The organism is Rhodopseudomonas pentothenatexigens (assembly GCF_900218015.1).
Taxonomy (GTDB): domain Bacteria; phylum Pseudomonadota; class Alphaproteobacteria; order Rhizobiales; family Xanthobacteraceae; genus Rhodopseudomonas; species Rhodopseudomonas pentothenatexigens.
Genome location: NZ_UFQQ01000014.1, coordinates 116,194 through 135,550, shown reverse-complemented (window position 1 = coordinate 135,550; position 19,357 = coordinate 116,194). Strand labels below are relative to the sequence as shown.

Sequence of the window (19,357 nt, the reverse complement as noted above, 5' to 3'; positions counted from 1 at the left end):
TGAAACGCGAACGTTGTGTTAAGCGCCGACCTAGGGTTGTTACTTGGAGCGCCGGGCTGGCAATCGTTAACTACCTGTCGCAGCACCGGATTTTTGCGACCAAGGTACGCTGGGAGACACTCGGGCCAGCTGACTGCCGGCCGGATTGGTTACTCGATCGGTATGACGTCCACCGCAACCGAGAGCTTTTGCCGGCGAGAGCCTACGATGACACCATCAACCGGCGAGACGTCCGAGAAGTCCCGGCCGGTCGCGAGCACGATGTGGTCGGTGCCGACCAAAAGATCGTTGGTCGGGTCGAACCCGACCCAGCCGAACTCCGCCCCGCACCACACCGAGACCCAGGCGTGAGTGGCGTCGGCGCCCTGCAGCCGCTCCTGCCCTTCGGGCGGATAGGTTCGCAAGTACCCGCTGACATAGGCGGCCGGCAGACCGAGCCCGCGCAGGCCGGCGATCATCACATGGGCGAAATCCTGGCAGACGCCGTGGCGCTTCTCGAATACTTCGGCCAGCGGCGTCGAAATAACGGTCGCCTTGGGATCGTAGCGGAATTCGGTGCGGATCCGGCGCATCAGCTCGGCGGCGCCGGCGAGCACGCCGCGGCCGGGCGAAAAGCTCTGCGCCGCATAGCGCGTTACCGCCGACAGGATCGGCACCAGCGGGCTGGCAAACACGTAACCCACCGGGGCGCTCGCACCGAGACTCCGGCTGGTGAGCGCAGCGTCGCGCACCTGCTCCCAGGACGGACTGTCCGCCTCACGGGCCGGCGGCTTCCGCGTCACCTCGACGCGCGACCGGCTGTCGATCCGCAGCACCTTGTGCGGCACCTCGATCACGATGCTCTCGGTCAGCGTGCCGAAGTAATCGGTCCGGGCGGTGCGCACCGCGGGCCGCGGCTTGATCTCGATCGCATGCGACAGCAGCCGCTGACCGGCATCGGCGATCGGCTTCAGCCGCAGCGAGCAGCGGGCGAAGCTGACCTGGCTGCCATACGAATAGGTCGTGACGTGGCGAATGTCGTAGATCACGCCAGCCCCGTCAGCTTTTCCGGCCGCATCGCGCTGGCGCCGTGCGGGAAGTAGTGCGCGCCGACCGCCTCGGCGAGACCGAGCAGGTCCTGCTCCAGCGCGAACAGCCACGATGCGTCGATCGCCTCGACCTCGGCCGCGGTGAGCTTCGCCAGTGCCGCTACCGCCAGCCGCTGCGGCCGCTCGATCAGCCCACCTTCGTGCAGCGCCGGCAGGCTGGCGATGTGCTCGTTCAGCTCTTCGACCTGGAACGCTACCGAACGCGGATTGTAGGGATCGAGCACCGCGAGGTCCCGCACAGGAGCGAGCAGTGGCGCCAGCAGATAGCGCGACCGGTAGGTGATCTGGGAATCCACCAGCGTCAGCAGCACGTCGAGGTCTTCGGAGGTCGCGCCGTCGCAGGAGAACTGCCGGGCGAACCGCGCGGTGTTGACGGCGCGCTCGACGCGGCGGCCGATCCGCAGGAAGCGCCAGCCGGCGGCGCGGTTCATGTTCTCGTTCGACAGGCCGGAGAAGCCCGCCAGCTCCTGCAGGGCGACGTCGGCGGCCTGAACCACCGCCTCTTCGCCCTCGACCGGCACCGCGAGGCGCGCTTCCATCTGGGTGATGACGTGCCACGCATCCGGCGACAGCCGCTCGCGCAGCGACGAGGCGTTGCGCTGGGCGGCGCGGATCAGTGACAGCGCCGAGCCGAACTGGTCCGGGCTCTGCAGCGCCTCGGCAGCGATTTTGGCGGTGTGTGCGCGCGGGCCGAGCGAGGTCGCGCCCCAGGCGATCAGCAGCCGCTGGATCTTCTCGATGGCATGGTGCAGCGGTCCCTTGCCGGGGTCGCGCTGCGGCGCGCTCAGCGCGCGCAGCAGCCGCAGCGTCGCCTCGGCGCGTTCGAGATAGCGGCCGAGCCAGAACAGATTGTCGGCGGCGCGGCTCGGCAGCACCCCGGTGATGCGGCGGATGCGGACGCTGTCGACTGCCGGAAGCAGCGAGGACGGCGCCACCGCGTGATCGGCCACCACCCAGACGTCGGCGGCGCGAGCGCCCTCGCCCATCGACACCGCGCGCGAGTCGAGCCGGTCGGCGATGCGGCAGAACCCGCCCGGCATCACCGCCCAGCCGTGTTCGGTGGCGGCGGCGAACACCCGCAGCACGAACGGCCGCGGCGCCAGCTTGCCGTCGTCCCACACCGGCGTGGTCGACAGCCGAACCTGCTCCTGAGCGACGTAGTCGAGCCCGCGCGCCGCGATGGCGTCGCGCAGATGATCGCGCACCACCGGCGGCAGCTCGCCGGGCAGCACCGGGCCATGATGCGAGAACCCCGGCACGCTCTGGCCGTAGGCGCCTTCGATCACGAACTCGTCGAGCCGGTCGAGCACTTCCGCGCGCGCCGCAGGCTGGCCGCACCACCAGGTGGCGATGTGCGGCATCTTCAGATCTTCGCCGAGCAGCCGGCGCGCCAAAGGCGGCAGGAAGCCGAGCAGCGCGCGCGCTTCGAGCACGCCGGAGCCCGGCATGTTGGCGACCACGACGCCGCCCTTGCGGACGACGTCGACCAGCCCGGCGACACCGAGCTGCGAGGAGGCGTCGAGCTCCAGCGGATCGAGCGAGTTGGCGTCGATCCGGCGCAGCAGCACGTCGATCCGCTTCAGGCCGGCGACGGTGCGGATGTGCAGACGGTCGTCGGCGACCGCGAGATCGTCGCCTTCGACCAGCAGAAAGCCGAGATAGCGCGCCAGCGTGGCGTGCTCGAAATAGGTCTCGCTGAACCGGCCGGGGGTCAGCAGCCCGATCCGCGGCTCGTCGCGGTCGGCGATCGCGCGCAGGCTGTCGCGGAACGCTTCGAAGAACGAGGCGACGCGCTCGACATTCATCGACTTGTAGAGATCGTTGAAGGCGCGCGACAGCACCAGCCGGTTTTCCAGCGCATAGCCCGCTCCGGACGGCGCCTGGGTGCGATCGCCCAGCACCCACCACTGCCCGTCCGGGCCGCGGCCGATGTCGGCGGCGTAGAAGTGCAGATAGCGGCCGCCCGGTGGTTTCACCCCGACCATCGGCCGCAGATAGTCGGCGCTGCCGGCGATCGCGGCGGCCGGCAGCGCGCCGTCGGCGATCAGCCGGCCGTCGCCGTAAATGTCCTGCAGCACGCTCTCCAGCAGCGTCGCGCGCTGGGCGATGCCGGCGGCGATCTGCTGCCATTCGGTCTCGCCGATCAGCAGCGGCACATGGCTGAGCGGCCAGGCGCGATCGACCGCATCGCCCGGCGCCCGATAGGTGACGCCGGCGTCGCGCAGATGCCGATCGGCGGCGGCGAAGCGGCGCTCGATTTCGTCGGCGGACAGAGCTGCGAACGCGTCGAAATAACGACTCCACACCGCGCGTGGCTGGCCGTCGGCACCGATGAATTCGTCAGGGATGCCGGGCAGCCGCGTGTAGTCGCGGGTCCACTGCGCAACCTTGCGGTCGCGCGGTCGTGCCTTCCGGGCCGGGCCGCCTTGCTGCGCCATCGTCTCATCCCCCATGCGGAATGATTCAATGCAGCAGCGGCGTGCGCAAGTCGAGGGTCAGGGGGAATTCAAGTGTGCGTTCTTCCTGCGGCGGATCGATCCGCCCGGGCGTGTGGCCGTGATCCTGGAACCGGGCCAGCCGCCGCGCCTCGGCTTCATACGAGTTCACCGGCTTGGTCTCGTAGGCGCGTCCGCCCGGATGCGCGACGTGATAGACGCAGCCGCCGAGCGAGCGGCCGTTCCAGGTGTCGACGATGTCGAACACCAGCGGCGCATGCACCGGAATCGTCGGATGCAGCCCGGCGGCCGGCTGCCAGGCCTTGAACCGCACCGCCGCCACCGCCTCGCCGGCACGCGCGGTCGGCGTCATCGGCAGCCGGCGGCCGTTGCAGGTGACGACGTGGCGGCCTTCGACGAAGCCTTCGGCCTTGACCTGCAGCCGCTCCACCGAACTGTCGACATAGCGCACGGTGCCGCCCGCGGTGCCCTCTTCGCCGAGCACGTGCCACGGCTCCAGCGCCTGCCGCACCTCCAGCGTGACGCCGCCGTGATACACGCTGCCGAACACCGGAAAGCGAAACTCGAGCTGCGCGGTGAACCACTCCGGCTCGAATGCGTAGCCGGCGCGCGCCAACTCGCCGAGCACGTCGCGGAAATCCTCCCACAGATAATGCGGCAGCATGAAGCGGTCGTGCAGCGCAGTGCCCCAGCGCACGAATTTGCCGGAGAGCGGCTCGCGCCACAGCATTGCGATCAGCGCGCGGATCAGAAGCTGCTGCGCCAGCGACATCCGCGGATCGGGCGGCATCTCCAGCGCGCGGAATTCGACCAGGCCGAGGCGGCCGGTCGCACTGTCCGGCGAGTACATCTTGTCGATGCATATTTCGGCGCGATGGGTGTTGCCGGTGATGTCGACCAGAATGTTGCGAAACAGCCGGTCGGCGAGCCACAGCGGCCCCTTGACGCCCGGCGGCGGCACATGGGCCAGCGCGATCTCCAATTCGTACAGCGAATCGTGCCGCGCCTCGTCGATCCGCGGCGCCTGGCTGGTCGGGCCGATGAACATGCCGGAGAACAGATAGGACAGCGACGGATGCCGCTGCCAGAACAGCACCAGACTCTTGAGCAGATCCGGCCGCCTCAAGAACGGTGAGTCCGCAGGGCTGGCGCCTCCGACCACCACATGATTGCCGCCGCCGGTGCCGGTGTGGCGGCCGTCGATCAGGAAGCGGTTGGCGCCGAGCCGCACCTGGGCGGCGTCCTCGTACAGGCCGAACGTGGTACGCACCGCCTCGCGCCAGTTCTGCGCCGGCTGGATGTTGACCTCGATCACGCCGGGGTCGGGCGTCACCTTGATGACGTCGATGCGTGGATCGTAAGGCGGCGGATAGCCTTCGATATGCACGCGGATCTGCATCTGTTCGGCGGTGGCTTCGACCGCGGCGATCAGTTCGAGATAGTCCTCGATTCTCTCGGTCGGCGGCATGAAGGCGCACAGCACGCCCTCGCGCAGCTCGATCGACATCGCGGTGCGCACGCCCCCTTTGCGCAGCTTCTGTTCCTCGACCGGCTGACTTGTCGTCGCCTCGGCGGACTGTTCGAACACCGCCATCTGCTCGCGCTCGGACTCGGCATCGCTGGCCGGCGGCGGCGCAAACAGCGGCAGTGCGCCGCGCGGCTCGAGCGGATCGCGCGGCACGATGTACGGATAGTCGTCTTCCGGGATGTGCGGCAACGACGAGATTGGCAGCCGGAAGCCGAGCGGCGAGTCGCCCGGCAACAGGAACAGATTGCCGCGCCGCAGCTTCCAGCGCTCGCTGCGCCAGCGCTTCTTGTGCGCCGGCGCGGCGTCCGCATTCCAGGCCTGGATCGGCAGCACGAAGCCGCGCGGCGTATTCAGCCCGGTGTCGAACACCCGCGCCATGCGAGCACGCTCTTCCGGATCGGCGAGCTTGTTGTCGTGCGGATCGACATTCGGCGGCAGCGTCGCTTCCTTCTGCAGCCAGTGGTTCGGATCCTCATAGGCCGGCAGCACGTAGTCGGTGTCGATGCCCAGCCTTTTCGCCGTGTGAAGCGCGAACTGCTCGGCCTCTTCGACCCTGGCTGGCCGCTGCCCGACCACCGGCGCGATCAGCTCGGCATTGTTCCAGATCGGCACGCCGTCCTTGCGCCAATACAGCCCGAACGCCCAGCGCGGCAGGCTTTCGCCCGGATACCATTTGCCCTGGCCGAAATGCAGCAGGCCGCCGGGTGCGAACCGGCTGCGCAGCCGCCGGATCAGATCGTCGGCCAGCATCCGCTTGACGCCGCCGACCGCGGCCGTATTCCACTCCGGCGATTCCATGTCGTCGATCGACACGAAGGTCGGCTCGCCGCCCATCGTCAGCCGCACGTCGTGCGCGACCAGATCGGCATCGACCTTTTCGCCGAGCGCATCGAGCCGCGCCCAGGATTCATCGGAGAACGGCTTGGTGATGCGCGGCGCTTCGCGGATGCGCTCGACCCGCATGTCGAATTTGAAATCGACATTGGCGAAGCCGACGACGCCGGAGATCGGCGCCGCCGTGCGATAATGCGGCGTCGCGGCCACCGGGATATGGCCCTCGCCGGCGAGCAGCCCCGAAGTAACGTCGAAGCCGACCCAGCCGGCACCGGGCAGATACACTTCGGCCCAGGCGTGCAGATCGGTGAAATCGTGCGCGGCGCCCTTCGGGCCGTCGAGCGACTCGATGTCGGGGCGAAGCTGGATCAAATAACCGGACACGAACCGCGCGGCGAGGCCGAGATGCCGCAGCGTCTGGATCAGCAGCCACGCCGAGTCGCGACACGAGCCGGCGCTTTTGGCAAGCGTCTCCTCCGGCGTCTGCACCCCCGGCTCCATCCGGATGATGTAGTTGACACGCTCGCGCAGTTTGGCGTTGAGGTCGACCAGGAAGTTGACCGTGCTTTCGGCTTCGCGCGGGATCGAATCGAGATACGCCTTGAACAGCGGCCCCGGCTCGATCGTCGCCAGATATGGCGCCAGCTCGTGCTGCAGGTCGGCGGTATATGAGAACGGAAAGCTCTCGGCATAGCTTTCGACGAAGAAGTCGAACGGGTTGATCACCGTCATCGCCGCGGTGAAATCGACCTCGATTCGAAGCTCGTCCGCCTTCTCCGGAAACACGAACCGCGCCAGCCAATTGCCCTGCGGGTCCTGCTGCCAATTGATGAAGTGGTTCGCCGGCGTGACCTTCAGCGAATACGACAGAATCGGCGTCCGCGTATGCGGCGCCGGACGCAGCCGGATGGTCTGGGGGCCGATGTCGACCGGGCGGTCGTATTTGTAATGCGTGACGTGATGAAGGGCGACGTAGATCGACACGAGGGCAGCTCCGGCATTGAATTTGAGCAGAACACCGGAACTCGGGGCGATCAAGCGCTAACAAAGGGCAAGGGGTGCACAAGCGGAAGGCGTCTGGCCCCTCACACACTGCCGTCATCGCCCGCGAAAGCGGGCGACCCAGTATCCCAGAGCGTTTGCAACCGAACACCAATGCTCTGGAATACTGGATCCTCCGCTTCCGCGGAGGATGACGGCGAGTGGGGATTGAAGGCGGTGGCTCTGGGGGACGACGTCGGTGGAGAATGGAGATGGACGCCGGCCCTTACGCTTTGCCGCCCGAGTTCTTCCGCGTCTCGGCGACCCAGCTCCGGGCGCCGATCGCCATGATGCCGCTGTCGTTGAGCAGCGTCACCAGCTTGAAGCCGAGGGCGATGTTGCGGGCGGCGCCTTCGGGGCCGGAGCAGTGGATGCCCGGATAGATGCCGCGCTTGTCGCATTCCTTGATCAGCTTGTCGTAGATTTTCAGGATCTCCGGCTCGTCGCGGTCGAGCTTCGGCACCAGGCCGTAGGAAAAGCCGAGATCGCTCGGCCCGATATAGACGCCGGCGATGCCCTCGACGTCGAGGATCGCTTCCATGTTCTCGACCGCGGTGCGGGTCTCGATCATCGGGATGCACAGCGTCTCGTCGTTCGCGGTCGCCTGATAATTGCCGGACGAGCCGTACAGTCCGGCACGGATCGGGCCGTTGCTGCGGGTGCCGCGCGGCGGGTACTTGCAATACTGGACGAAGTTCTCCGCTTCTTCCTTGGTGTTCACCATCGGGCAGATCACCCCGTAGGCGCCGCCGTCCAGCACCTTGCCGATGATGCCCGGCTCGTTCCACGGCACCCGCACCATCGGCGTCACCGGATGCGCCTGCATCGCCTGGAAGCAGGTGACCATCGATTGATAGTCCTGCACGCCGTGCTGGAGATCGACCGTGACGCTGTCGAACCCGCACTGCGCCATCACCTCCGCCGAGAATCCCGACGGAATCGCCAGCCAGCCGTTGACCACGACTTTGCCGTCGGCCCAGAGTTGCTTCACCTTGTTCGCCATGTTGCTCCTCGAGCGTTGTGATGGACGATGTTGTTAGTCGTTGCTGTCATCGCCGGGCTCGACCCGGCGATCCATCCTGCGAAAGAGGATGGATGCGCGGGTCAAGCCCGCGCATGACGCCATGTGACCTAGCCAAGCAGAATCCCTCATGGGGAGGAGGCGCGTAGCGCCGTCTCGAACCATGGGCTGCGTGGATAGCGTGCGCCGCGCGGCCCATCCTTCGAGACGCCGCGCTGCGCGCGTCTCCTCAGGATGAGGTCGTGCCGGTCGCAATCCATCACGCCGTCGCCGCCTGGATCGCGGCTTCGTCGACGCCGACTTCGCGCGCCGTTGCCACGATCGCCGCCCAGGTGTCGTCGGGGAGCGGGACGCCGTTCTTGGTGCGCTCGGCGCGCATGCGTGTTTCGGGATCACCGGGGATCAGAACCTGATCGACGCCGGCGATCGGCTTGGCGCTCTTGAAGTAATCGACATAGCGCGTGACTTCGGCATCGAAGACGTGCGCCGGATCGATCCGTTTGGGATCGACATAGATCGAGAACATGCCGTTGGCGAACGGCCGGTCCGGGCCGGTGGCGCCGTTGCCGGTGAGCGCGCCGCCGAGCAGTTCGCAGATCAGCGCGAGCCCCGAGCCCTTGTGCTCGCCGAAGGCGCGGATCGCGCCCTGGCCGTTGGCGTGATTGATCGGGCCGTCTTTCTCGTGCGGGCCGTACAGCGTCGCCGGATCTTCGCTCAAGCTGCCGTCGGCATTGATCAGCGCGCCTTGCGGTAGCTTCTTGCCGCCGCGGGCGGCGACCAGCACCTTGCCTTCGGCGACGATCGAAGTGGCGAGATCGAGCACCACCGGCGGCGCACCCGTCCGCGGAATGCCGACGCAATACGGCGCGGTCGACAGCCTGCGTTCGACGCCGCCGAACGGCGCCACCAGGACAGAGCCCGCCGCCGTCACGAAATGGATCGACACCAGCCCTTCGGCGGCGGCCATCTCGGCCCAGTCGCCGATCCGGCCGATGTGGCCGGCGTTCTTCAGCGCGACCGCGGACAGCCCCTGCGCCTTGCATTTATTGATACCAATCCGCACCGCCTGCGGCCCGACGGTCTGGCCGTAGCCGAACTTGCCGTCGACCACCGCGAGCGACGGCAGATCGACTGCCACGTCGACGGTCTGGTCCGGATGCACCGCGCCGGCATTGCGCCAGCGGATGTAGACCGGCACGCGGATGACGCCGTGGCTGTCATGGCCGGTGAGATTGGCGGTGGTGAGATAAGAGCCGATCCGCAGCGCCTCTTCCTTGGACGATCCCGCGCGCTCGAACACCTGGGCGACGAAATCGATCAGACGATCGACCTGCACGGTTACCATGCCGGCGCGCTCCGCCGGCCAGCGGTCATCTGCTGCTGCGTCATTCGTCGTCCCCTCCCGGCGCCGCGGCCTTCGCCTGCGGTCGAACTTTAGGGGCGCGAGTTGAGCGAAATTCCGGATCGCTGTCCACCGCGCCTGCGGCATGGCGCACCGGCATCGCCATCAGGCCCGCCTCCAGTGCGCGCAGCAGGTCCTGCAGCTCGGCGAGCCGATCGCCACCGGTCCGCCGCGTGATCTCGGCGTAGATCGCTTCCGAGAACGGCGCGACGGTCTCGATCAGCTTCAGCCCCTTGGCAGTGATCGACACCGTGCTGCGGCGCTGATCGTCCTTCACCAGCTTGCGCACCAGCAGCTTGCGCGCTTCCAGATCCCGCAGCATCCGCGACAGGCTCGGGCCGAGCAGAAAGGCGCGCTCCGCAAGTTCCGTCACTTCGATCGCCTCGGCCGCGGCGAGCACGCGCAAAATCCGCCATTGCTGCTCGCTCAGCCCATGCGCGCGCAGCAGCGGACGAAAGTGCCGCATCACCGCCTCGCGGCCGCGCAGCAGCAGCATCGGCAGCGAGCGCGAGAACTCGCGCATCGGCGCTTTGCTTCGGCCCGATTCCTCCCCGTCATTGCGGGGCGCATCGCGCCGACGCAATCCAGCTTTGGATCGCACGGCAGGATCGCTTCGCTTCGCGCGCAATGACGGTGGCGGAGATTTTTGCATCGCAACGGGAGCGGTTTCGGTTTGAGCGCGATCATTTAACATGTTAATCATCTGCCGCGCGACGGTTTTGTTGAACGGACCGCGCGGGATGAAACGGTTTTCGCTGGAGCGACGATGGCGCTTTCGAACGACGACATCCGCGCGGCGGCCGAACGGCTCGATCGCGCCGAACGAACCAAGGTCCAGATCCGCCAGCTGTCACTCGATCATCCGGCGATCACGATTCCCGATGCCTATGCGATCCAGGGCGCCTGGATCGAGATCAAGCTCGCCGCGGGCCGCCGCGTGCGCGGCCACAAGATCGGGCTGACCTCGAAGGCGATGCAGAGCCAGCTCGGCATCGCTGAACCGGACAGCGGTATCCTGCTCGACGACATGTATTTCGACGACGGCGGTATCGTGCCGACCGATCGCTTCATCGCGACGCGGGTCGAAGCCGAGCTCGCCTTCGTCATCAGGCATCGCCTCGCCGGGCCGCATTGCACGATCTTCGACGTGCTGAATGCTACCGATTTTGTCGTGCCGGCGCTGGAGATCCTCGACACTCGCGTGCAGCGCGTCGATCCCGAGACCAAGGCGACGCGCAAGATCTTCGACACCATCGCCGACAACGCCGCGAATGCCGGCATCGTGCTGGGCGGCCGGCCGATCCGCCCGCTCGACACCGACCTGCGCTGGATCGGCGCGCTGACCTATAAGAACGGCCAGCTCGAAGAGACCGGGCTCGCCGCCGGCGTGCTCAACCATCCGGCGACCGCGGTCGCGTGGCTGGCCAACAAGATCGCGCCGCAGGGGCTGGCGCTGGAGCCCGGCCAGATCGTGCTGGCCGGCTCGTTCATCCGCGCGATCGAAACCACGAAGGGTGATACGATCCAGGCCGACTACGGCCCCTACGGCACCGTGAGTTGTTACTTCGGGTGAGGCGCCGAAGCGAGGGACACATGCCGCATTTCACCATCGAATATTCCGCCAATCTCGACGACCGGATCGACATCGCCGAGATCGTCGAGCTGGTCCGCGTCGCAGCGATCGAGACCGGGATCTTTCCGGTGGGCGGCATCCGCGTCCGCGCGATCCGCTGCGAGCATTTCGCGATTGCCGACGGCCGGCCGGGCTTCAGTTTTCTGGCGATGCTGCTGCGGCTCGGCGAAGGCCGCGACCTCGCCGCCCGCAAACGCGCCGGCGACCACATCTTCGCCCAGCTCTCTCACCATCTTGATCCGCTGTTCGGCGACGAGGGCTTCGCACTGTCGTTCGACATGATGGTCAACGACAAGGAGACGAGCTGGAAGCGCAATTCGATCCACGACCTCTTGATCGCCGAGGCCCGCCATGGCTGATGCCGCTACGCCCCCTTCCGGATTCCAGGCCAATCTCGACCGCGCCGCACCGCTGCTGAAGCAACTCAAGGCCGATGGCATCGGCCATCTGATCGGCGGCGAAATCGTTGCAGCCTCATCCGGCGAGGTGTTCGAGACGGCCTCGCCGATCGACAATGCAGTGCTGGCGCAGGTGGCGCGCGGCACGGCGGCGGACATCGACCGCGCCGCCAAGGCCGCCAAGGCGGCGTTTCCGGCGTGGCGCGACATGGCGCCCGCCAGGCGGCGCAAACTGCTGCACAGGATCGCCGATGCGATCGAAGCGCGTGCCGACGACATCGCGGTACTGGAATGCATCGACACCGGCCAGGCGCATCGCTTCATGGCCAAGGCCGCGATCCGCGCCGCCGAGAACTTCCGGTTCTTCGCCGACAAATGCGCCGAGGCGCGCGACGGGCTGAACACGCCGAGCGACGAGCATTGGAACGTCTCGACCCGGGTGCCGATCGGACCGGTCGGGGTGATCACGCCGTGGAATACGCCGTTCATGCTGTCGACCTGGAAGATCGCCCCCGCGCTCGCGGCCGGCTGCACCGTGGTGCACAAGCCGGCCGAGTGGTCGCCGGTGACGGCCGACCTGCTGGCGCGGATCTGCAAGGACGCCGGCCTGCCCGACGGCGTGCTCAACTGCGTGCACGGCTTCGGCGAAGAAGCCGGCAAGGCGCTGACCGAACATCCGGCGATCAAGGCGATCGCCTTCGTCGGCGAGACCGCGACCGGCGCCGCCATCATGGCGCAGGGCGCGCCGACGCTGAAGCGGGTGCATTTCGAGCTCGGCGGCAAGAACCCGGTGATCGTGTTCGATGATGCCGATCTCGATCGCGCGCTCGACGCCGTGGTGTTCATGATCTACTCGCTCAACGGCGAGCGCTGCACCTCGTCGAGCCGGCTGCTGGTGCAAGCTTCGATCGCCGATCAGTTCATCGAAAAGCTCGCGGCGCGCGTGCGTGCGCTGAGAGTCGGCCACCCGCTCGATCCGGCCACCGAAGTCGGCCCGCTGATCCATCAGCGCCATCTCGACAAGGTCTGCTCATATGTCGACGTCGCCCGGAAGGACGGCGCCACCATCGCGGTCGGCGGCGCGCCTTACGACGGCCCCGGCGGCGGCCACTATGTGCAGCCGACGCTGGTGACGAATGCCCGTAGCGACATGCAGGTGGCGCAGGACGAGGTGTTCGGCCCGTTCCTCACGGTGATCCCGTTCAAGGACGAGGCCGAGGCGGTTCGCATCGCCAACGATGTCCGCTATGGCCTCACCGGCTATGTCTGGACCGGCGACATGGGCCGCGCCTTGCGCGTCGCCGATGCGCTCGAAGCCGGCATGATCTGGCTGAACTCGGAAAACGTCCGCCATCTGCCGACGCCGTTCGGCGGCATGAAGCAGTCCGGCATCGGCCGCGACGGCGGCGACTACTCGTTCGAGTTCTACATGGAAACCAAGCACGTCTCGCTGGCCCGCGGCACGCACAAGATTCAGAAGCTGGGGGTGATGTGATAGACGCCCTCTCCCCGAGTCATTCCGGGGCGTTCGCGCAAGTGAGCGAACCCGGAATCTCGCCGCGCCCGCTTTTGTCATTCCGGGGCGCGCGAAGCGCGAGCCCGGAATCCATACTCCCTGCCGGCGCGGCCGTGCACAGTCGCCGACACAGGGGTTATGGATTCCGGGTTCGCCGCTTCGCGGCGCCCCGGAATGACGAACTTTGATGCTGTGAACTAACAACTTAGCTTCCTGGGGACCTCGCCGATGCCGGTGCCGCAACACGTGTTCGATCCGCCGTTCAATATCGTCCGCGCCAGCCATGTGGTGCTCGACGTCGTCGATCTGGACAAGAGCGTCGCGTTCTACGACCAGATCATCGGCCTGCATGTCGAGGACCGCGACGACGCCACCGCTTACTTACGCGGCTGCGAGGAGCATCAGCATCATTCGCTGGTGCTGCGGAAAGCCGACGCGCCCGCCGCGGCGCGGCTCGGATTCAAGGTCGGCACCGAGGACGATCTCGACAAGGCCGGCAGCTTCTTCGCCGAGAACGGGCTGATCTACAGCTTCGTCGACCGCCCCTATCAGGGCCGCACCCTGCACGTCACCGATCCGTTCGGCTATCGCCTCGAACTCTATGCGACGATGGAGAAGCGGCCGCATCTGCTCCGCCGCTACGAGCGCTACAAGGGCTGCCATCCGCAGCGGTTCGACCATTTCAACGTCTTCGCGGCCGAGACCCAGGATACGGTCGAGTTCTATGCGCGGCTCGGCTTCCGCCTCACCGAATACGCCGAGGAAGACGGCGACGGCGGCCGGATCGCCGCAGCGTGGATGCACCGCAAGGGCAACGTCCACGATTTCGCGCTGACCAACGGCCGCGGCCCGCGGCTGCACCATTTCGCCTATTGGGTGCCCGGCCCGCTCAATATCATCCATCTCTGCGACGTGATGGCGTCGAGCGGGCTGGCTCTCGAACGCGGCCCCGGCCGCCACGGCATCTCCAACGCTTTCTTCCTCTATGTCCGCGACCCGGACGGCCACCGCATCGAGCTGTATTGCAGCGACTACCAGACCATGGACCACGACCACGAGCCGCTGCGCTGGTCGTTGCGCGACCCGCGCCGCCAGACCCTGTGGGGCGCCCCCGCCCCGCGGTCCTGGTTCGAACAGGGCTCGCCGTTCCTCGGCCAGGAGGTCCGCGAACCGGCCTTCGTCGCCGATGTGGTGATTGCGGATTGAACCTTCCACCGTCATCGCCCGGCTCGTCCGGGCGATCCAGTATCCCAAAGCAGTGGTGTCTAAAACCGGACGCTCTGGAATACTGGGTCACCCGCCTTCGCGGGTGACGACGACCTCAAGGAATACGCCAATGCCCACCCCTCGCCTCGCCACCTTTACCGTCAACGGCCTCACCCGCTACGGCGCGGTGTGCGATCATGGGGTGGTCGATCTGTCGGCCCGCCATGCCAACGACTATCCGACGCTGCGCGAGGTGATCGCGGCCGGCGCGCTGCAGCGGATCGTCGACGAGGCCGACCATACCGCGCCGGACTTCGCCCGCGACGCGGTGAAGCTTCAGCCGCCGGTCCCGCAGCCGGAAAAGATCATCTGCGTCGGCGTCAACTATCCGGACCGCAACGCCGAATACAAGGACGGGAGCGAGGCGCCGAAATTCCCCTCGATGTTCATGCGCACGCCGCGCTCCTTCGTCGGCCATGGCGCGCCGCTGGTGCGGCCGCGAGCGTCGAAGCTGCTCGACTATGAGGGCGAGCTGACACTGGTGATCGGCCAAGGCGGCCGCCACATCAAGGAAGCCGACGCGCTGAACCATGTCGCCGCGATCACGCTGTGCAACGAGGGCACGATCCGGGACTGGGTTCGCCATGCCAAGTTCAACGTCACCCAGGGGAAGAACTTCGACCACACCGGCAGCCTGGGACCGTGGCTGGTGCCCTACACCGATGAGTCGCAGATCGCGGATATTCGCCTCACCACCCGCGTCAACGGCGAGACCAGGCAGGACGACCGCACCTCGCGGATGATCTTCAGCTTCCGCTATCTGATCGCCTACATCTCGACCTTTACGACGCTGGTGCCCGGCGACCTGATCGTCACCGGCACCCCGGCCGGAGCCGGCGCCCGCGCCGAACCGCCGGTGTATCTGAAGCCCGGCGACGTCATCGAGGTCGAGGCCGACGGCGTCGGCATCTTGCGCAACGGCGTGGTCGACGAGGCCGAGTAGTTCTTTCCAGCAAGCAGTGGATATCCAGATGAGCATCATGACCGGCGGCGAAGCGATCGTGCAGGGCCTCGTCGCGCACGGCGTCGACACCGTGTTCGGCCTGCCCGGCGCGCAGATCTACGGCCTGTTCGACGGCTTCGCCAAAGCGCAGTTGAAGGTGATCGGCGCGCGGCACGAGCAGGCCTGCGGCTACATGGCGTTCGGCTATGCCCGCGCATCCGGCAAGCCCGGCGTGTTCAGCGTGGTGCCCGGCCCCGGCGTGCTGAATGCCTCGGCGGCGCTGCTCACCGCATTCGGCTGCAACGAGCCGGTGATGTGTCTCACCGGCCAGGTGCCGAGCGCATATCTCGGCAAGGGCCGCGGCCATCTGCACGAGATGCCGGATCAGCTCGCCACCTTGCGCAGCTTCATCAAATGGGCCGAGCGGATCGAATATCCGGGCAACGCCCCGGCCCTGGTGGCGCGGGCGTTTCAGGAGATGATGAGCGGCCGGCGCGGCCCGGTGGCGCTGGAGATGCCGTGGGACGTATTCACACAAGCCACCGAAACCGGCGCTGCGCAGCAACTCGATCTGATCGCACCGCCCGCGCCTGATCCGGATCGCGTCGCCGCTGCGGCGAAGCTGATTGCGGCGAGCAAGCGGCCGATGATCTTCGTCGGCGCCGGCGCGCTGGAAGCCGGCGACGAGATTCTCGAACTCGCCGAGATGATCGACGCGCCGGTGGTGGCGTTCCGGTCGGGGCGTGGCATCGTCAGCAACCGGCACGAACTCGGCCTCACCTTCGCGGCCGCCTATCAGCTCTGGCCGCACACCGACCTGATCATCGGCATCGGCACCCGGATGGAGCTGCCGACCACCTTCCGCTGGCCGTTCCGCCCCGAGGGGCTGAAGTCGGTGCGGATCGACATCGATCCGGCCGAGATGCGGCGCTATACGCCGGACGCGGCGATCGTGTCGGATTCGAAAGCCGGCACCCGCGCGCTCGCCGATGCGGTGAGCAAGGCGGGCTATTCCAAGACGAAAGGCCGCCGCGACGAGATCCGCGCCGCCACCGCGAAGACCAACGACGCGATCCAGGCGATCCAGCCGCAGATGTCGTATTTGAAGATCCTGCGCGAGGTGCTGCCGGACGACGCGATCGTCACCGACGAGCTGTCGCAGGTCGGCTTCGCGTCCTGGTATGGCTTCCCGATCTATCAGCCGCGCACCTTCCTCACCTCCGGCTATCAGGGCACGCTCGGCTCCGGCTTCCCGACCGCGCTGGGCGCCAAGGTCGCCTGCCCGGACAGGCCGGTGGTGGCGATCACCGGCGACGGCGGCTTCATGTTCGGTGTGCAGGAACTCGCCACCGCGGTTCAGTACAACATCGGCGTGGTGACGCTGGTGTTCGACAATTCCGCCTATGGCAATGTCCGCCGCGACCAGTTGCACGGCTTCGAGGGCCGCGTGGTGGCGTCCGATCTGGTCAATCCGGATTTCGTCAAGCTGGCGGAATCGTTCGGCGTCGGTGCAGCACGCGTCACCTCGCCCGACCACTTCCGCCCCGCGCTGGAAAAGGCCCTGGCCGCCGGCGGCCCGCAACTGATCGCGATCGACGTGCCCCGCGACAGCGAAGCCAGCCCGTGGCCGTTCATCCATCCGGCGAAGCCATAAGCCCGCCCCGCCGTCATTCCGGGGCGCGCACGAAGTGAGCGAATCCGGAATCTCGAGCTGTTCAGCCTTATCGTTCCACAACCTCTGGATTCCGGGTTCGCGCTACGCGCGGCCCGGAATGACGAGTGGAGACGTGAGTGCGCCCCTCCTCCGATCACAAATGATCGTAATCCACCACCACGCGATCGGTGGTCGGTTTGGCCTGACACGTCAGCACGAAGCCGGCGGCGAGTTCCCAGGGCTCCAGCGAGTAGTTCAGATCCATCTTGGCCTCACCCTCGACCAACTTGGCACGGCAGGTCGAGCACATGCCGCCCTTGCAGGCGAACGGCAGGTCGACGCCGGCGCGCAGCGCGGCGTCGAGGATCGCTTCGCCCTCCGCCACCGGCACCTCGCGGCGCTTGCCGTCGATGATCAGCGACGCCATCGCCTTCGGCGGCGCGCCAGCCTCGACCACCGCCTTCGGCCGCGGCTTGCCGCCGAGCCCCGAGACGAAGCGCTCGACATGGATTCGCTCGGCGGCGATGCCGAGCTCTCGGCAAGTCGTTTCGACATCGTCACTCATTCCGGTCGGACCGCAGACGAAGACGTGATCGACGCTCATCGCCGGCACCATCGCGGTGAGCAGCAGCCGCACCTTGTCGCGGTCGAGCCGCCCCTGCATCACCGGCACGTCCTGCTCCTCCTGCGACAGCACATGAAACACCGCGAGACGATCGAGGTAGCGGTCCTTCAACGTCTCCAAAGACTCGCGAAACAGGATCTGATCGGTGGTGCGGTTGCCGTAGAACAGGAAGAACCGGCTGCCCGGCTCGCGCGCCAGCACCGATTTGATCAGCGACAGGATCGGGGTGATGCCGCTGCCGGCCGCGAAGCCGACATAGGTGCGGACTTCCGCCGCCGCGTGGATCGCGCCGAACCGGCCGGTCGGGGTCATCACGTCGAGCGTATCGCCCACCTTCAGCTCCTCGGTCGCCCACACCGAGAACGCGCCGCCGTCGACCTTTTTCACCGCGATCCGCAGCTCGCCATCGTCCGGGCCGGAGCAGATCGAATACGACCGCCGCACTTCCTCGCCGTCCATCGTGGTGCGCAGCGTCAGATACTGGCCAGGCACGAACTGATAGGCGCTCGCCAGCTCCGGCGGGACCGTGAAGCTGAGTGAGATCGCATCCCGCCCCTCGCGGCGCAGATCGGCGATGGTGAGCGGATGGAAGCGCGGAATGCTGGCGGAGATGTTCATGGCGGCGCTCAATGGCATTTGAAATAATCGAACGGTTCGCGGCAGCTCTTGCAGCGCCACAGCGCCTTGCACGAGGTCGAGCCGAATTCGGAGAGTTGCTCGGTGTCTTTCGAGCCACATTGCGGACAGGCGATCTCGAGCGCGCCGAACAGCGCGCGGCGCGAGCCGGTCGCCTGCGGCGGCGCGATTCCATAATCCTTCAGCTTGGCGCGGCCGGCCTCGCTCATCCAATCGGTGGTCCACGCCGGCGCCAGCACAGTGGTCACATGCGCATGTTCGATGCCGGCGCGCGCCAGTGCAGTCTCGATCTCCAGCGCGATCATGTTCATCGCCGGGCAACCGGAATAGGTCGGCGTGATCGCCACCTCGACGCGGCCTTGCTCGACACGGACGTCGCGCAACACGCCGAGATCGGCGATGCTCAGCACCGGGATCTCCGGATCGCACACCGTGGCGGCGGCGTCCCAGGCGCGCTGCCGCAGCTCGGCGTCGCTGCCGGTCAGCGTCACCATGTCAGCCCCGGATAGGTCCGCTGCATGTGCTGCAGCTCGGCGAGCAGCCGGCCGAGATGCTCGGTGTGGCGGCCGCTGCGGCCGCCCTGCTGCATCCACGGATTGCTCGGCAGCGTCAGCGTCGCTTCGCGCAGCACGGTGTCGATCGTGCTCTGCCAAGTGCCACGCAGGCTGGCCGGATCGACCGCGACGCCAGCCTCGATCAGCCGGCGCTCGGGATCGTCGGCCTCGAACAGCTCGCCGGTGAACGCCCACAGCGCGTCGACCGCATCCTGGGCACGGCGGTGGCTTTCGTCGGTGCCGTCGCCGAGCCGGATCATCCATTCGGCGGCATGACGGAGGTGATAGGCACTCTCCTTCTCCGACTTGGCCGCGATCGCGGCCAGCGTGGCGTCAGAGGATTGCATCATCGCCCGCCAATACGGATCGGCGAACGCGGAGTAGAACAGTTGCCGGGCGATGGTGCGGGCGAAGTCGCCGTTCGGCTGCTCGACCAACAGCAGGTTCTGATATTGCCGCTCCTCGCGCAAATACGCGAGCTGATCCTCGCCGCGGCCCCGGCCTTCGACCTGGCCCGCATAGCTGTAGAGCTCGCGCGCCTGGCCGATCAGGTCCAGCGCGATGTTCGACAGCGCCATGTCCTCTTCCAGCATCGGCGCATGCCCGCACCACTCCGACAGCCGATGCCCGAGCACCAGCGCATCGTCGGCGCGGCGCAGCGCGAAGGTGAACAGCGGGGTGTCGGTGAGTTCGATCGAGGCGGCAGGCATTTCAGTGTCCTTTGCGCGTCCGTAGGTCTTTCGCAGTGGCGCCGCCTCTGCT

General features: G+C 67.2%; 15 protein-coding genes. 6 read left to right on the top strand and 9 right to left on the bottom strand.

Going from position 1 to position 19,357, the window contains the following annotated elements:
* Positions 1-149 precede the first annotated feature (149 nt).
* The 6 genes from DWA33_RS15045 to hpaR form a co-directional block, all read right to left on the bottom strand.
* Positions 150-1,028 carry a transglutaminase family protein gene (locus DWA33_RS15045; RefSeq protein WP_114358879.1) on the bottom strand — a complete coding sequence of 293 codons (879 nt, stop codon included), beginning with the start codon at positions 1,026-1,028 and terminating at the stop codon, positions 150-152.
* Complete coding sequence (locus DWA33_RS15040; RefSeq protein WP_114358878.1) at positions 1,025-3,526, bottom strand: circularly permuted type 2 ATP-grasp protein; 2,502 nt, start codon at positions 3,524-3,526, stop codon at positions 1,025-1,027. Before DWA33_RS15040 ends, DWA33_RS15045 begins: the two co-directional genes overlap by 4 nt.
* Before the next feature lie 25 nt (positions 3,527-3,551).
* On the bottom strand, positions 3,552-6,890 hold the full coding sequence (locus DWA33_RS15035) for a transglutaminase family protein (RefSeq protein WP_114358909.1): 3,339 nt from the start codon (positions 6,888-6,890) through the stop codon (positions 3,552-3,554).
* A gap of 283 nt (positions 6,891-7,173) precedes the next feature.
* The gene (locus DWA33_RS15030; protein WP_114358877.1) at positions 7,174-7,950 is read right to left on the bottom strand and encodes an HpcH/HpaI aldolase family protein; all 777 of its coding nucleotides are present in this window, start codon (positions 7,948-7,950) and stop codon (positions 7,174-7,176) included.
* 277 nt (positions 7,951-8,227) lie between these two features.
* On the bottom strand, positions 8,228-9,313 hold the full coding sequence (locus tag DWA33_RS15025; protein WP_114358876.1) for a malate/lactate/ureidoglycolate dehydrogenase: 1,086 nt from the start codon (positions 9,311-9,313) through the stop codon (positions 8,228-8,230).
* A gap of 40 nt (positions 9,314-9,353) precedes the next feature.
* Positions 9,354-9,953 (bottom strand): homoprotocatechuate degradation operon regulator HpaR, encoded by a 600-nt coding sequence (hpaR, locus tag DWA33_RS15020; protein ID WP_430707896.1) that lies wholly within the window; start codon positions 9,951-9,953, stop codon positions 9,354-9,356.
* 183 nt (positions 9,954-10,136) lie between these two features.
* Here hpaR and hpaH point away from each other — a divergent pair, with 183 nt between their 5' ends.
* The 6 genes from hpaH to DWA33_RS14990 all read left to right on the top strand — a co-directional run bounded on the left by hpaH (position 10,137) and on the right by DWA33_RS14990 (position 16,780).
* Positions 10,137-10,943: a 2-oxo-hept-4-ene-1,7-dioate hydratase gene (gene hpaH, locus DWA33_RS15015; RefSeq protein ID WP_114358874.1), complete on the top strand. Its 807-nt coding sequence runs from the start codon at positions 10,137-10,139 to the stop codon at positions 10,941-10,943.
* 20 nt (positions 10,944-10,963) lie between these two features.
* On the top strand, positions 10,964-11,362 hold the full coding sequence (locus DWA33_RS15010) for a 5-carboxymethyl-2-hydroxymuconate Delta-isomerase (RefSeq protein ID WP_114358873.1): 399 nt from the start codon (positions 10,964-10,966) through the stop codon (positions 11,360-11,362).
* Complete coding sequence (gene hpaE / locus DWA33_RS15005; protein WP_114358872.1) at positions 11,355-12,896, top strand: 5-carboxymethyl-2-hydroxymuconate semialdehyde dehydrogenase; 1,542 nt, start codon at positions 11,355-11,357, stop codon at positions 12,894-12,896. Before DWA33_RS15010 ends, hpaE begins: the two co-directional genes overlap by 8 nt.
* Positions 12,897-13,145: 249 nt before the next feature.
* Positions 13,146-14,123, top strand: coding sequence for a 3,4-dihydroxyphenylacetate 2,3-dioxygenase (hpaD, locus tag DWA33_RS15000; RefSeq protein ID WP_114358871.1), 978 nt, complete (start codon positions 13,146-13,148; stop codon positions 14,121-14,123).
* A gap of 130 nt (positions 14,124-14,253) precedes the next feature.
* Positions 14,254-15,126, top strand: a complete 873-nt coding sequence (locus DWA33_RS14995; protein ID WP_114358870.1) for a fumarylacetoacetate hydrolase family protein — start codon at positions 14,254-14,256, stop codon at positions 15,124-15,126.
* A 28-nt stretch (positions 15,127-15,154) separates the two neighbouring features.
* Positions 15,155-16,780 carry a thiamine pyrophosphate-dependent enzyme gene (locus DWA33_RS14990; protein WP_114358869.1) on the top strand — a complete coding sequence of 542 codons (1,626 nt, stop codon included), beginning with the start codon at positions 15,155-15,157 and terminating at the stop codon, positions 16,778-16,780.
* 154 nt (positions 16,781-16,934) lie between these two features.
* On the opposite strand, the gene paaE is transcribed toward DWA33_RS14990, so the two are convergent.
* The 3 genes from paaE to paaC are packed head-to-tail and all read right to left on the bottom strand — an operon-like array spanning position 16,935 to position 19,305.
* Positions 16,935-18,023, bottom strand: a complete 1,089-nt coding sequence (gene paaE / locus DWA33_RS14985; protein ID WP_114358868.1) for a 1,2-phenylacetyl-CoA epoxidase subunit PaaE — start codon at positions 18,021-18,023, stop codon at positions 16,935-16,937.
* An 8-nt stretch (positions 18,024-18,031) separates the two neighbouring features.
* Positions 18,032-18,535, bottom strand: a complete 504-nt coding sequence (paaD, locus tag DWA33_RS14980) for a 1,2-phenylacetyl-CoA epoxidase subunit PaaD (RefSeq protein WP_114358867.1) — start codon at positions 18,533-18,535, stop codon at positions 18,032-18,034.
* A complete protein-coding gene (paaC, locus tag DWA33_RS14975) occupies positions 18,529-19,305 on the bottom strand; it encodes a 1,2-phenylacetyl-CoA epoxidase subunit PaaC (RefSeq protein ID WP_114358866.1) in 777 nt (258 codons plus the stop codon). The genes paaD and paaC overlap by 7 nt, the downstream gene beginning before the upstream one ends.
* Between the last annotated feature and the right edge of the window lie 52 nt (positions 19,306-19,357).

What these genes read in the sequence shown, in the direction of transcription:
- paaE (WP_114358868.1), bottom strand. Translation starts at nt 18,023, where the DNA reads ATGAACATCTCCGCCAGCATTCCGCGCTTCCATCCGCTCACCATCGCC.
- paaD (WP_114358867.1), bottom strand. Translation starts at nt 18,535, where the DNA reads ATGGTGACGCTGACCGGCAGCGACGCCGAGCTGCGGCAGCGCGCCTGG.
- DWA33_RS15040 (WP_114358878.1), bottom strand. Translation starts at nt 3,526, where the DNA reads ATGGCGCAGCAAGGCGGCCCGGCCCGGAAGGCACGACCGCGCGACCGC.
- DWA33_RS14990 (WP_114358869.1), top strand. Translation starts at nt 15,155, where the DNA reads ATGAGCATCATGACCGGCGGCGAAGCGATCGTGCAGGGCCTCGTCGCG.
- hpaH (WP_114358874.1), top strand. Translation starts at nt 10,137, where the DNA reads ATGGCGCTTTCGAACGACGACATCCGCGCGGCGGCCGAACGGCTCGAT.
- paaC (WP_114358866.1), bottom strand. Translation starts at nt 19,305, where the DNA reads ATGCCTGCCGCCTCGATCGAACTCACCGACACCCCGCTGTTCACCTTC.
- DWA33_RS15010 (WP_114358873.1), top strand. Translation starts at nt 10,964, where the DNA reads ATGCCGCATTTCACCATCGAATATTCCGCCAATCTCGACGACCGGATC.
- DWA33_RS15030 (WP_114358877.1), bottom strand. Translation starts at nt 7,950, where the DNA reads ATGGCGAACAAGGTGAAGCAACTCTGGGCCGACGGCAAAGTCGTGGTC.
- hpaD (WP_114358871.1), top strand. Translation starts at nt 13,146, where the DNA reads ATGCCGGTGCCGCAACACGTGTTCGATCCGCCGTTCAATATCGTCCGC.
- DWA33_RS15025 (WP_114358876.1), bottom strand. Translation starts at nt 9,313, where the DNA reads ATGGTAACCGTGCAGGTCGATCGTCTGATCGATTTCGTCGCCCAGGTG.
- DWA33_RS14995 (WP_114358870.1), top strand. Translation starts at nt 14,254, where the DNA reads ATGCCCACCCCTCGCCTCGCCACCTTTACCGTCAACGGCCTCACCCGC.
- hpaE (WP_114358872.1), top strand. Translation starts at nt 11,355, where the DNA reads ATGGCTGATGCCGCTACGCCCCCTTCCGGATTCCAGGCCAATCTCGAC.